At 41.6% G+C, this 13,308-nt stretch carries 12 protein-coding genes; all 12 read right to left on the bottom strand.

Features of this window, described 5'->3' with window-relative positions; translation table 11 throughout:
• Nucleotides 1-8: 8 nt before the first annotated feature.
• Entirely contained in the window at nt 9-647 is a 639-nt protein-coding gene (gene pyrE, locus M3225_RS03220; RefSeq protein ID WP_013058931.1) for an orotate phosphoribosyltransferase, read from the bottom strand.
• Nucleotides 644-1,366, bottom strand: a complete 723-nt coding sequence (pyrF, locus tag M3225_RS03225) for an orotidine-5'-phosphate decarboxylase (RefSeq protein ID WP_251391073.1) — start codon at nt 1,364-1,366, stop codon at nt 644-646. Before pyrF ends, pyrE begins: the two co-directional genes overlap by 4 nt.
• Nucleotides 1,338-2,279 carry a dihydroorotate dehydrogenase gene (locus M3225_RS03230; protein ID WP_251391075.1) on the bottom strand — a complete coding sequence of 314 codons (942 nt, stop codon included), beginning with the start codon at nt 2,277-2,279 and terminating at the stop codon, nt 1,338-1,340. Before M3225_RS03230 ends, pyrF begins: the two co-directional genes overlap by 29 nt.
• Nucleotides 2,276-3,049: a dihydroorotate dehydrogenase electron transfer subunit gene (locus tag M3225_RS03235; RefSeq protein WP_251391078.1), complete on the bottom strand. Its 774-nt coding sequence runs from the start codon at nt 3,047-3,049 to the stop codon at nt 2,276-2,278. Before M3225_RS03235 ends, M3225_RS03230 begins: the two co-directional genes overlap by 4 nt.
• Nucleotides 3,046-6,258 (bottom strand): carbamoyl-phosphate synthase large subunit, encoded by a 3,213-nt coding sequence (gene carB / locus M3225_RS03240; RefSeq protein ID WP_251391087.1) that lies wholly within the window; start codon nt 6,256-6,258, stop codon nt 3,046-3,048. Before carB ends, M3225_RS03235 begins: the two co-directional genes overlap by 4 nt.
• On the bottom strand, nt 6,258-7,343 hold the full coding sequence (locus M3225_RS03245) for a carbamoyl phosphate synthase small subunit (protein WP_251391090.1): 1,086 nt from the start codon (nt 7,341-7,343) through the stop codon (nt 6,258-6,260). Before M3225_RS03245 ends, carB begins: the two co-directional genes overlap by 1 nt.
• Nucleotides 7,328-8,617 (bottom strand): dihydroorotase, encoded by a 1,290-nt coding sequence (locus tag M3225_RS03250; RefSeq protein ID WP_251391092.1) that lies wholly within the window; start codon nt 8,615-8,617, stop codon nt 7,328-7,330. The genes M3225_RS03245 and M3225_RS03250 overlap by 16 nt, the downstream gene beginning before the upstream one ends.
• Complete coding sequence (locus M3225_RS03255) at nt 8,580-9,518, bottom strand: aspartate carbamoyltransferase catalytic subunit (protein ID WP_251391095.1); 939 nt, start codon at nt 9,516-9,518, stop codon at nt 8,580-8,582. Before M3225_RS03255 ends, M3225_RS03250 begins: the two co-directional genes overlap by 38 nt.
• A 148-nt stretch (nt 9,519-9,666) precedes the next feature.
• Complete coding sequence (locus M3225_RS03260; RefSeq protein ID WP_251391098.1) at nt 9,667-10,974, bottom strand: uracil-xanthine permease family protein; 1,308 nt, start codon at nt 10,972-10,974, stop codon at nt 9,667-9,669.
• 156 nt (nt 10,975-11,130) lie between these two features.
• On the bottom strand, nt 11,131-11,673 hold the full coding sequence (gene pyrR, locus M3225_RS03265) for a bifunctional pyr operon transcriptional regulator/uracil phosphoribosyltransferase PyrR (protein WP_013058940.1): 543 nt from the start codon (nt 11,671-11,673) through the stop codon (nt 11,131-11,133).
• Between the two features lie 191 nt (nt 11,674-11,864).
• Entirely contained in the window at nt 11,865-12,779 is a 915-nt protein-coding gene (locus M3225_RS03270; RefSeq protein ID WP_013058941.1) for an RluA family pseudouridine synthase, read from the bottom strand.
• Nucleotides 12,776-13,243 (bottom strand): signal peptidase II, encoded by a 468-nt coding sequence (gene lspA, locus M3225_RS03275; RefSeq protein ID WP_013084844.1) that lies wholly within the window; start codon nt 13,241-13,243, stop codon nt 12,776-12,778. The genes M3225_RS03270 and lspA overlap by 4 nt, the downstream gene beginning before the upstream one ends.
• Nucleotides 13,244-13,308: the final 65 nt, after the last annotated feature.

Here is a 13,308-nt window from a genome sequence, read left to right on the forward strand (position 1 = left end):
TTTTTAGTTTAGTTCATCCATGAAGGGTCTGAAGGATTTTCACGCCATTTAAATAGCTTGTCCATCGCTTCTTCTTCAATGTATCCCGCTTCGTTTGCCGCTTCTACTAGCGTAGAGTAGTCTGTTAGCGAATAAACTTGAAGTTCTTTTTCTTTAAACAGCTGACGCGCTTTTTCCAGCTCATATGTAAAGATAGACACAACTCCCAACACTTCACAACCCTGCGCTTTTAATGCATCGACTGCAGTAAACACACTTCCGCCAGTTGAAATCAAATCTTCAATTACAACTACTTTTTGACCTTTTGTTACTTTTCCTTCGATTTGATTTCCTTGGCCATGTTCTTTTGCTTTGCTTCGCACATAGCACATTGGAAGCTCTAGCGCTTCACTTACCCATGCTGCATGAGGAATACCAGCTGTAGCTGTACCAGCAATCACTTCTGCATTGGCAAAATACGTTTTAATTAAATGCTGCAGACCTTTTGCAATTTCTTTTCGCACTTTTGGGTAGCTAAGCGTTAGACGGTTGTCACAATAAATAGGTGACTTAATTCCAGAGGCCCACGTAAACGGCTCGTTTGGTTGAAGGCTTACTGCCTCAATATCAATTAATTGTTTTGCAATTTCTTTTCGTAGTTTTGTCATGGCGTAATACGCTCCCCTTTCCACTGCTGTAACATCTCATAATATGCTTTAAGCGGGTCTTTTGCTTTAGTAATAGAACGTCCAACGACAATGGCACTCGATCCATATTCTCTCGCTAGCTGAGGCGTTGCTACGCGGACTTGATCATCTACCGAATCTGTGCCCATACGAATACCCGGCGTTACGGTCAAAAAGTCCTCTCCTGCTGCATTTCGAATCGAAGGCACTTCATGAGTAGAACATACAACGCCGTCTAGTCCACTTTTTTTAGCAAGCGTTGCATAATGCGTAACCACTTCTTGCATCGAATGTGTAATGAGCTGCTGCTCTTTTAGCATTTCATCAGATGTACTCGTTAGCTGAGTAACCGCAATACAATCCGGGCGCTTTTTGCCAGCAGCGGTTCCTAAGTCAAGTCCTTCAATGGCTGCTTGCATCATGTTCGTTCCGCCGGCAGCGTGAACGTTAACCAAATCCACTTCAAGAGAAGCCAAAGACTTCATCCCTTGCTTTACTGTATTGGGAATATCATGAAGCTTTAAGTCTAAAAAGATCTGGTGGTTTTGCTCTTTTAATGCAGAAATAATGGATAGCCCTTCTTTATAAAACAGTTCCATGCCTACTTTCACAAATAATGACTCTTGTTGAAAAGGCATTAAAAACTGCTGTACATCGTTAATTGATGAAAAGTCAAGAGCAATGATTAGCGGTTGCTTCACGTTTTTTCCAGCTCCTTCCGATACATTCTGAAACATGCTCATATCCTAATGATGTTAATAGCCTTGGCAGTTCGTCAATGATGGTTGGACATACATACGGATCAACAAAGTTTGCTGTACCAACCGCTACTGCACTTGCACCTGCATATAGGAACTCAAGTGCATCTTCAGCAGTCGTCACTCCGCCCATACCGATAATTGGAATGTTCACTTTTTGGCTCACTTCATATACCATTCGAATTGCTACCGGTTTAATTGATGGGCCTGACAGTCCGCCTGTGCCGTTCGCTAAAACCGGCTGAGCTGTTTTCAAATCCAGACGCATCCCTAAAAGCGTGTTGATCATCGTTAAGCCATCCGCGCCAGCTTCTTCAACAGCCATCGCCATGTCTACAATATTGGATACGTTTGGTGATAGTTTAACATAAACTGGAACATTTGAAACATCTTTTACCGCTTTTGTTAAACGAGCAGCAATGACAGGATCTACGCCAAACGCAATTCCGCCTTCCTTTACATTAGGGCATGAAATATTCAATTCAAGTGCTTTCACATTTGATACGGTTGAAATTTCTTTTGCCACGTGCACATATTCTTCAATTGAAGCACCGGCTACGTTCGCGATAATCGGCACATCATATTGCTGAAGCCAAACGAGCTCTTCATTCATTACTTTTTCTAACCCAGGATTTTGTAATCCAATCGCATTTAACATTCCTGCAGATGTTTCCGCTACGCGAGGAGTTGGATTGCCAAAACGAGTTTCAGCAGTAGTCGCTTTAATCATAATGGCTCCAAGTGCATCAAGTGAATAAAATTGAGCATACTCACGCCCAAATCCAAAACAGCCGGATGCTGGCATAATTGGATTTTTCAAATCTAATCCTGGCAATGTCGTTTTTAGCATACTCATAGAAGCACCTCCCCTGCTTGAAAGACGGGACCGTCGCTGCAGATTTTTTTATACGCCGTAGAATCTTCACGTTGCTTGCATACACATGCAAAGCAAGCACCGATTCCACAGCCCATTCTTTCTTCTAAAGAAATGTAAAGCGGCTTGTTAGTATAATTATTTTCTAGTGCTTTTAACATCGGAGTTGGACCGCATGAAAACATAATGTCATATGAAAACTGCTGCTCGTCAATCACCGTTGTGACAAAACCTTTTGTTCCGTAAGAGCCGTCTACCGTTGCAATATATGTTTCTCCTAAAGCTAAAAACTCTCGTTCATAAAATACGTCTGCTTTTGATTGAAAACCCAGAACGTGAATAACCTGCACGCCTTTTTCACGAAGTCTTTTTGAAAGCTCATAGAGCGGAGGCACTCCAATGCCTCCCCCTACTAATAAAGCTGTTTGATCTGACTCTATCGCATCTAATGGAAAACCGTGGCCAAGCGGACCTAACACGTCAATCGACTGTCCGGCTTGTTTTTCGGCCAGCAGTGATGTTCCCGCCCCTTCTGCACGGTAAATCATCGTAAATTGTTCGTGCGTTTGGTCAATTTCTGCAATACTGATTGGTCTGCGAAGCAGTGGCAAATAGTCGTTGTTGACGCGGATATGCACAAACTGCCCCGGCTCATTCATGAAACGAACAAGCTCGCCTTGAAGGGTTAATTCATATACATTGTGTGTTAACGGTCGCTGACTGACGACTTGCATCATTTCATGTTTGATCATACGGTTGTCACCTCTTTGGTTGGACGCACTTTTTTCATTGGCGTTGTATGGAAGCTGATCGTTTCAAGCACTCGTAAAATCGCTTCTGCTGTATCAAGTGATGTTAAGCAAGGTACGCCATTCTCAACTGCTTCACGGCGAATTTTAAATCCGTCACGCGCAGGCTGTTTTCCTTTTGTTAGCGTGTTGATGACAAGCTGCGCTTCACCTTTTCGTATCACATCTAAAAGATTGTGATCTTCATGATGAATTTTATTTACTATTTTTACGCGAATGTCTTCTTTTGTAAACGTTGAAGCTGTTCCTTCCGTTGCAATCACCTGGTAGCCGATGTTAGCAAAACGCTTTGCTAACGCTGTTGCCTCTTCTTTATCTTTATCCGCTACTGTCATAAGTACTGAACCGTACGGCTTAATGGACATACCTGACGCAATTAGTCCTTTATATAATGCTTTTTCGTACGTTGAATCTTGCCCCATTACTTCTCCAGTAGATTTCATTTCAGGTCCAAGCGTAATATCTACACGGCGTAGTTTTGCAAATGAGAAGACCGGCACTTTTACGTAGACACCTTCTTCTTCAGGGTGCATGCCTGATTCATAGCCAAGCTCTCGCAAACTTGTTCCTAAAATAACTTTTGTTGCCACATTGGCCATCGGAATACGCGTGATTTTACTTAAGAACGGCACCGTACGGCTTGAACGAGGATTTACTTCAAGAACAAACACTTCTCCTTTTGATAAGACGAACTGAATGTTAAGCAGTCCAATAATGTTTAAGCCTTTTGCAATTCGTGTTGTGTAATCAATGATTGTATCTTTTACATCCTGTGACAGAGTTTGCGGTGGATATACAGCGATGGAGTCACCTGAGTGTACACCCGCGCGCTCTACATGTTCCATGATCCCTGGAATAACCACTGTTTCACCGTCTGAAATTGCATCTACTTCAATTTCTTTTCCAGTTAAGTAGCGGTCGATTAATACAGGATGATCATCGTGTACTTTTACGGCGTGTTTCATATAGTGAAGCAGTTCTTCTTCTTTATACACAATTTCCATTGCGCGTCCGCCTAGTACATATGAAGGACGTACAAGCACCGGATAACCAATTTCTTTTGCGACAACCACGGCTTCTTCAACTGAAGTAACCGTCTTTCCAAGCGGCTGAGGTACTTCTAAACGTGCTAGCGTCGCTTCGAACTTTTTACGATCTTCTGCTGCATCTAAGCTTTCAAGGGACGTTCCTAAAATCTTGACGCCTCTTGCTTCTAGCTCGTCTGCTAAGTTAATTGCTGTCTGACCACCGAACTGTACAACCACACCTTCTGGTTTTTCTAAATCGATGATATGCATTACATCTTCAATCGTCAGCGGCTCGAAGTATAATTTATCTGAAATACTGAAGTCAGTTGATACTGTTTCTGGATTGTTATTCACAATAATCGCTTCATATCCAGCTTCTTTAATCGCCCACACGGAGTGAACCGTTGCATAATCAAACTCAATTCCTTGCCCGATGCGAATTGGACCCGAGCCTAACACCACAACGCTTTTACGATCTGTAACAATCGATTCGTTTTCATCTTCAAACGTACCGTAGAAATATGGTGTTGTAGATTCAAATTCTGCTGCACATGTATCTACCGTTTTGTATACTGGCATGACGCCATTTTGTTTGCGGAAGTCATATACTTCACGCTCTGTTTGATTCCATAGCTTAGCAATCGTGCAGTCTGCAAATCCCATTTCTTTTGCTTCCTGTAAAACTTCTACGTTATGAATCTCTTCTTTTAATACATTTTCAAAAGCAATCACTTTTTCAAGTTTTACTAAGAAGAAAAGATCGATTTTGCTCCACTCATGAATTTGCTGAATCGTTACGCCGCGGCGAATGGCTTCTGCGACATAGAATAATCGCTCATCGCCAGCTTTGCGAATACGCTTTTCAATAATTGCATCATCAAATTCATGCGCATCTTTTAGCTCTAAGTGATGAACGTTTGACTCAAGTGAGCGCACAGCTTTTAAAATTGACTCTTCGAACGTACGGCCAATTGCCATTACTTCACCCGTTGCTTTCATCTGTGTACCTAATTTACGGTTAGCTGATTCAAATTTATCAAACGGCCAGCGTGGAATTTTAGATACGATGTAATCTAGTGCCGGTTCGAAACATGCGTATGTCTTACCAGTTACCGGGTTCATCATCTCATCTAATGTTAACCCTACTGCAATTTTTGCTGCTAATTTTGCAATTGGATACCCTGTTGCTTTTGATGCTAAGGCCGATGAGCGGCTTACACGAGGGTTTACTTCAATTACATAATACTGGAAGCTCTCTGGGTCTAGTGCTAGCTGAACGTTACATCCGCCTTCGATTTTAAGCGCTCGGATAATTGTTAGTGACGCATTTCTAAGCAGCTGGTACTCACGGTCGCTTAGCGTTTGGCTTGGTGCTACAACAATTGAATCCCCTGTATGAATACCGACCGGATCAAAGTTTTCCATATTACATACTACGATCGCATTATCGTTTGCATCGCGCATTACTTCATATTCAATTTCTTTAAAGCCTGCAATGCTTTTCTCAAGTAAGCACTGTGTTACAGGACTGTGTTTTAATCCACTTGTTACAATTTCAATCAACTCTTGCTCATTATTACAAATTCCGCCTCCCGTACCGCCAAGCGTATAAGCAGGACGCACGATTACCGGATAGTTTACTTGTTCAACAAACGCATACGCTTCGTCTAGCGTATGAATGATTTCACTTGCTGGAACAGGCTGATTTAGTTCATTCATTAATGAACGGAACTGCTCACGGTCTTCAGCTTGTTCAATAGCCGATAATTTTGTCCCAAGAATTTCTACGTTAAATTCATCTAAAATGCCTGTTTCGTGTAATTCTACCGCTAAGTTCAGTCCCGTTTGACCGCCGAGCGTTGGAAGTAATGCATCCGGGCGTTCTTTACGAATAATGGAGCTTACAAATTCAACCGTTAGAGGTTCAATATATACTTTATCTGCCATTTCTGAATCTGTCATGATTGTTGCGGGATTGGAGTTCACAAGAATAACTTTGTATCCTTCTTCTTTTAACGCAATACATGCTTGGGCTCCTGCATAGTCAAACTCTGCCGCCTGTCCGATGACAATTGGTCCTGATCCGATTACGAGAATTGTGTTAATATCTTGACGTTTTGGCATTAGCAATTACCTACTTTCTGATTGTTTTTCATAAGATTCATAAATTCGTTGAACAATCCGTTTGCATCTTCAGGTCCCGGTGATGCCTCAGGATGATATTGAACCGTAAATGCCGGATATTCTTTATGCTTTACTCCTTCAACTGTTCCATCGTTAAGCGCAACATGCGTAACTTCTAATGGCGTGTTGACAAGAGATGGCTCACACACTGTATAGCCGTGGTTTTGAGATGTAAGGGCTACTTTATTGGTTTTTAGATCCTTTACAGGATGGTTGGATCCACGATGACCAAATTTCATTTTTTCTGTATCTGCTCCGCATGCTAGCGCAAACAGCTGATGTCCTAAGCAAATTCCGAACAGCGGAACCTTTCCTAAAACCCCTTGAATCATCTCGATTGCTTCAGGTACATCTTTCGGGTCTCCAGGTCCGTTGCTTAGCATGATGCCATCTGGATTTAATTGAAGAATCTCTTGCGCAGTTACGTTATAAGGAACCACAATCACGTCGCATTGACGAGCTGTTAATTCACGTAAAATTCCGTGTTTCATTCCAAAGTCAACGAGTACCACTTTTTTACCTCTGCCTGGGCTTGGGTAAGACTGCACCGTTGATACTTTTTTAACGGAATCAGTTGGAAGCTCATGATTTTGAAGCTGAGCTACCACTTCTTCTACATTGACTTCCATGTTGCACACGCGTCCACGAAGCGCACCGTGCTGACGAATTTTTCGCGTTAATTTTCGCGTGTCGATTCCAGCTAATCCTGGAATGTCTTTTTGTTTTAAAAATTCATCTACTGATAGTTCACTTCTGAAGTTTGAAGGAGCATCACAAATTTCTTTTACAATCAAACCGTGTACAGCTGGTTCAATCGACTCAAAGTCATCGCGGTTAATACCGTAGTTTCCGATTAAAGGATATGTTAATGTCACAATTTGTGCACAGTATGATGGATCAGATAGAATTTCTTGATATCCTGTCATTCCAGTGTTGAAAACAACTTCACCTGTCATTTCTTTGTCGCTGCCGAATCCTTTTCCGATAAATACTGTTCCATCTTCTAAAATTAGTTGACGTTGCATGCTTTAACATCCTCCCATACTCGTTTACCTTCTACTAATGTCATTACCGGCCAACCTTTGCATACCCAGTTAGCAAACGGCGTGTTTTTACCTTTTGATACGAATTCTTCTGGATTAATTGCTTTTTCTGTTTCAAGATCAATGATGGTTAAATCCGCTGTTTTTCCTACTTCAATCGTTCCATAAGGAAGATTGAACGTTTGAGCGGGCTTGTTTGTTAAATACGATACTAGCTGCTCTAGCGTCATTACCTCTTTTAATACTAAGTTTGTATAAAGAAGCGGGAAAGCTGTTTCAAGTCCCACAATACCAAACGGCGCAAGCTCCATTCCTTCTGCTTTTTCGTCCGCTGTGTGCGGTGCATGATCAGTAGCGATAAAATCAAGCGTTCCGTCTAATAAAGCTTCAATTAATGCCTGTTGATCATCTTTTCCTCGAAGCGGCGGATTCATTTTAAAATTCGAATCAAGTCCCGGGATATCTTCCTCATTTAGTAATAGATGATGAGGCGTTACTTCTGCGGTTACGCGAATGCCTGCTTTTTTCGCATCACGAATGGCGCGAATGGATTCTTTTGTACTTACGTGACACACATGGTAGTGGCAGTTTGCTGCTTCAGCAAGCAGGACATCTCGTGCAATTTGAACTGCTTCGCAGATAGAAGGAATACCGTTTAGTCCATGTTCTTTTGCGAATTTCCCGTCGTGTACGCAGCCTTTGTTAATTAAATCATTATCTTCACAGTGTGCAACGATTGCTTTATCTAATGAAGCGGCTTTTTTCATCGCTTCTAGCATCATTCCTGTTGACTGAACGCCTACTCCATCATCTGTAAAAGCAAATGCTCCCGCTTCTTTTAAGCCTTCAAAGTCCGTTAGTTCTTTTCCTAATTGACGAGTGGTAATCGATGCGTACGGCAATACGCGCACATGTGCTGTTTCTTCAATACGCTTGTTTACCCACTCCATTTGTTCAACAGTATCAGGAACTGGACGCGTGTTGGGCATTGCAGCGATTGCTGTAAAACCGCCCTTTGCCGCTGCTAGAGTACCTGTTTCAATCGTTTCTTTCTTTTCTCCCCCTGGCTCGCGTAAGTGAACGTGAACATCGATTAAACCCGGTGATAAGAAGTTCCCGCCTGCATCAATGACTTCTTCATTCTGGACGTCAATGTGTGAAGCTATTTCAGCAATTACACCATTTTCAATTTTCAGTTCGACTTTTTCAATTTTTCCTTCATTTAACCATGTAGCATTTTTGATAATTGTTGTCATTATTAAGTCCCCTTTCAATTGGTTGTAGCGCTCTTGCTAATACTGCCATGCGAATGTACACGCCATTTTGCATTTGTTTAAAAATTCTTGAGCGTTCACATTCAACGAGCTCATCTGCAATTTCGACTCCTCTGTTCACAGGAGCTGGATGAAGAATAATGCTATGTGATTTCATTTTCCGCTCTCGTTCAACGGTTAATCCGAAGCGGCTGTGGTAGTTCTGTGCAAGCTCTGAAGTGTTCTCTTCATGCCTTTCAAATTGAATACGCAGCAGCATCACAACATCGACCGTTTCGATTGCTTCATCGATATCAAGATATGTACCGTGTCTATTCTCTTCATCTTTCCATTCTTCAGGTCCCGCAAAATATACGGTCGCCCCTAGTTTTGTCAGCATTTCAGCATTCGATCTCGCTACGCGGCTATGTCGCAAATCTCCGACTATTGCGACTTTTAATCCTTTAAACGAGCCGAACTCTTGGCGAATCGTCAGTAAGTCAAGCAGACACTGAGTTGGATGCTGACCGCATCCGTCTCCTGCATTAATGATGGGAATCGATACTTTTTCCTGCAGTTCTTCATAATAACGATCTTGCGGGTGGCGAATAACAACTGACTGAACACCGATTGAAGCTAATGTTTCAATCGTGTCATAAAGCGTTTCTCCTTTTTGGACGCTTGAAGTTGTTACTTCAAACGGAATTGTTGTTAATCCTAGCTGCTGTTCTGCCATTTCAAAGCTGCATCGAGTACGCGTGCTCGCTTCAAAAAATAAGTTGGCAACAAACATTTTCTCTTCCGGTTTCCATCCTTGTTTATTCGTTCGATAGTTTTCAGCGCTGTCTAAAATCTCTAGAATTTCATTTGTTTCTAGTGTTGAGACTGTCACTAAATGTTTCATATCGATTCCCTCCATTTTTGCTTTCCTCGCATTTCTTTATAAAAAACACCCTTTCTAACTTAGAAAGGGTGTAAGAAAACAAGCTTCGTCTATAACGCGCTTTTCACACACCCTTAGAAACCTCTCTGGATTTCAATTAAAAGGCGTTCTATGAAATTTTTCGTGCTGACGTTTGTTGAACTTTTTCTGCTTCTTTTATCTTCTCTTTCGGCAGAACTAGATTTAGCAGAACTCCCATGATAGCAGACAGCGCCATGCTATCAATCTTTACATGTTCTGAGATATCTAAGTGTGCTCCTCCGATTCCTAACACTAAGATAATCGAAGCAATCATTAAGTTTCGTTTTGATCCAAGGTCTACCTTTGCATCCACCATCATGCGCAAACCTGATGAAGCAATGATTCCGAATAAGAGAATTGAAATCCCGCCCATGACCGGCGTTGGTATACTTGAAATAAGAGCGTTGATTTTGCCGATAAACCCGAATAAAATCGCGAAGACTGCTGCTCCTGCTATCACAAATACGCTAAGCACCTTTGTAATGGCTAACACTCCGATGTTCTCACCGTATGTTGTATTTGGCGGGCCGCCGATCAGTGCAGCAAGCATAGTGGCTACTCCGTCTCCTAAAATCGACCTGTGCAGCCCTGGCTTTTCAATATAGTTTCGGTCCACAATCTTATTTAAGACGAGAATGTGTCCGATATGTTCTGAGAGTGTTACGACTGCTACAGGTACCATGATAAGCACAATCCCTAATGAAATGGACGGCGTGTATGTGACAAACGGCACGTAGAAGTGAGGTACTTCAATCCATTCTGCTTTCACTACCTTTGAAAAGTCTACTAACCCTTGTGTATAAGCAAAGATGTATCCGCCGATAATTCCCATCAGTACCGGAATCAGACTGATAATGTTTTTAAAGAAGATTGAGCAAGCAACTGTTATAGCTAGCGTCACAAGCGCAACCATCAGATAAGTTAAGCTGTAATTTCCTTTTGCATCGTTCATAGCCATGCTTACTGCTGTATTAGCTAACCCTAAGCCTATAACCATAATAACTGGTCCTACTACAACCGGAGGAAGTAACCTCATAATCCAATTAATTCCTGTTCCTTTTATAATCAAAGCAACGATTCCATACACAAGTCCGGCTAAGAAACAGCCAACCATCGTTTCTTCAGGTCCAAACGAAGCTTTTGCGAAAATGATTGGCGTGATGAACGCGAACGATGAACCAAGATAAGAAGGAATTTGACCTCTTGTAATGAGCAGGAAAGCAAGCGTTCCTACCCCGCTTGAAATCAAAGCAATTGCCGGGCTGAACCCGACTAGGAACGGCACTAACACCGTCGACCCAAACATTGCAAACAAATGCTGCAGACTCAATGTTAACCAATTTACTGCTTTTGGTTTATCATGTATATCAAGTACAAAATCTCGTTGTTGACTCATATGTTTTTCCTCCTATCACTATTAAAAAACCTCTTTACGCAGAGGCAAAGAGGTTTTCAGCATACAAGGAAGACGCTATACTGTAGTATAGTTTTCCTTATATAGTGACCCCCCTTTTGCAGCCTCACGGGACTACCATTTAAAAGGGTATATAATTTATTTTTCGTAAATAGACACGTGGTCTTTTTCGTCTACTTCCATTAAATGCACCGCAATTTTTTCACTTTTAGCTGTCGGTACGTTTTTACCAACATAGTCTGCTCGAATCGGCAGCTCGCGGTGTCCTCTATCCACTAAAACAGCCAGCTGAATGAGTTCAGGTCGGCCGATATCAATCAGTGCATCAAGTGCTGCTCGAACCGTACGGCCTGTATATAACACATCGTCTACTAAGATGACGTTCTTATTTGCAATATCTGTCGGAATATCTGATCCTTTTACGAGAGGCTCGTCATTGCTTGTCACTTTCGATAAATCATCTCGGTAAAGCGTGATGTCTAGTTCTCCGACTGGCAATGTGTTTCCTTCAATTTGTGCAATTCGTTCTGCTAAACGTTTTGCGATATAAATACCTCGCGTTTTAATACCCACTAGCACACAATTTTCGATTCCTTTATTCTTTTCAATAATCTCATGTGCAATTCGAGTTAAAGCGCGGCGGATAGCCTGTTCGTCAAGTACGGTAGCTTTTACGTTCACTGTTTTTCACCTCAAGTTGTTGACATAAAAAAATCCTCTTGCCTTGAGGCAAGAGGATTTGGTTTTAGACATATTTCTTCAAAAAGGCTACAAGTATGCCTTTTCTGCACCGTTTCCTTCTCAGCCTCTCTGGACTGTTCTTAAAGGTTCTTATTAAGTTAATACAAGTATGCCATCACTTATGGCAGTTGTCAACTTCTTTTTTCAATAAGCTCTAGCATCTCATTAAACTCTTTCGGAGCCGGTGCTTCAAATTCCATATATTCATTTGTACGAGGGTGAATAAAGCCTAATACACCTGCATGAAGCGCTTGTCCATCAATAGGAAGCGTTTTTTTCGGTCCGTATTTCGGATCCCCAGCAAGCGGAAAGCCAATATACTTCATATGAACGCGAATCTGGTGTGTTCGCCCCGTTTCTAGCTTACATTCGACAAGTGAAAAATCTTTAAAACGCTGTAATACAGTAAAATGCGTCACTGCATCACGACTGTTTTCATCAGTGACCGTCATGCTTTGACGATCTTGCTTATCGCGGCCGATTGGCGCATCAATTGTACCGTGATCGTGCGCAATTACTCCGTGAACGATAGCTTTATAGCGACGCGTCACTGTTTTAGCTACAAGCTGACTAACTAGTGATTCATGAGCTAAATCATTTTTTGCAACCATAAGTAAACCTGATGTATCTTTATCAATTCGATGAACGATACCAGGGCGCATAACGCCGTTAATACCGGATAAGTCTTTACAGTGAGCCATTAAGCCGTTTACAAGCGTGCCGCTATGATGACCTGGAGCTGGATGTACAACCATGCCGCGAGGTTTATTGACAACAAGCACATCTTGATCTTCATAATAAATATCTAAATCCATTTCTTCCGCTACTACATCGAGCTCTTCTAGTTCCGGCACTTCGATAATAATAGCGTCTCCTGTTTTACATTTATAGTTTCCTTTAACGGTTTTATCGTTCACTTTTGCGTGACCTTCTTTAATCCACTGCTGCACTTGTGAACGTGACCATTCTGCATTTACAGTTGAAAGTACTTTATCAATACGTTCTCCCGCTTGTTCTTCATTTATAACTGTTTCAATTACATTCATTCTTTATGCTCCTTCTTCATTTTCCCTTCAAACAGCGTCATAATAAACATGATGATTACTCCGACGACAAGTGCCGAATCAGCTACGTTAAAAATCGGAAAATCATACGTAAAGATGTATGTATTTACGAAATCAACTACTTCTTTACGGACCACTCGATCAATAAAGTTTCCAATGGCGCCGCCTAACATTAATGCTAGCGCAATACCGAACCATTTATCTTGTTTTTTGAGCTTTTGAATATAAATTATTAAACCGACTACCACAACCACCGTAATGAGATAAAAGAACCACATCTGTCCTTGTAAAATCCCCCACGCGGCTCCTCTGTTACGATGAGAGGTAATATAAAGAAAGTTTTCAATTACGGTGATGCTTTGTCCATAATACATTTCTTTTACAATCATCCATTTTGTTACCTGATCAATAAGTATAACAGCTAAAGCGATAAGATAATAAAACACAAACGTTTTCCTCCCGCAATAAAATCAAACGAATCCATACTAAAGCATTTTAGCACATAATTCAT

Origin of the sequence: Priestia aryabhattai, assembly GCF_023715685.1 — a bacterium.
GTDB classification, from domain to species: Bacteria; Bacillota; Bacilli; order Bacillales; family Bacillaceae_H; genus Priestia; species Priestia aryabhattai_B.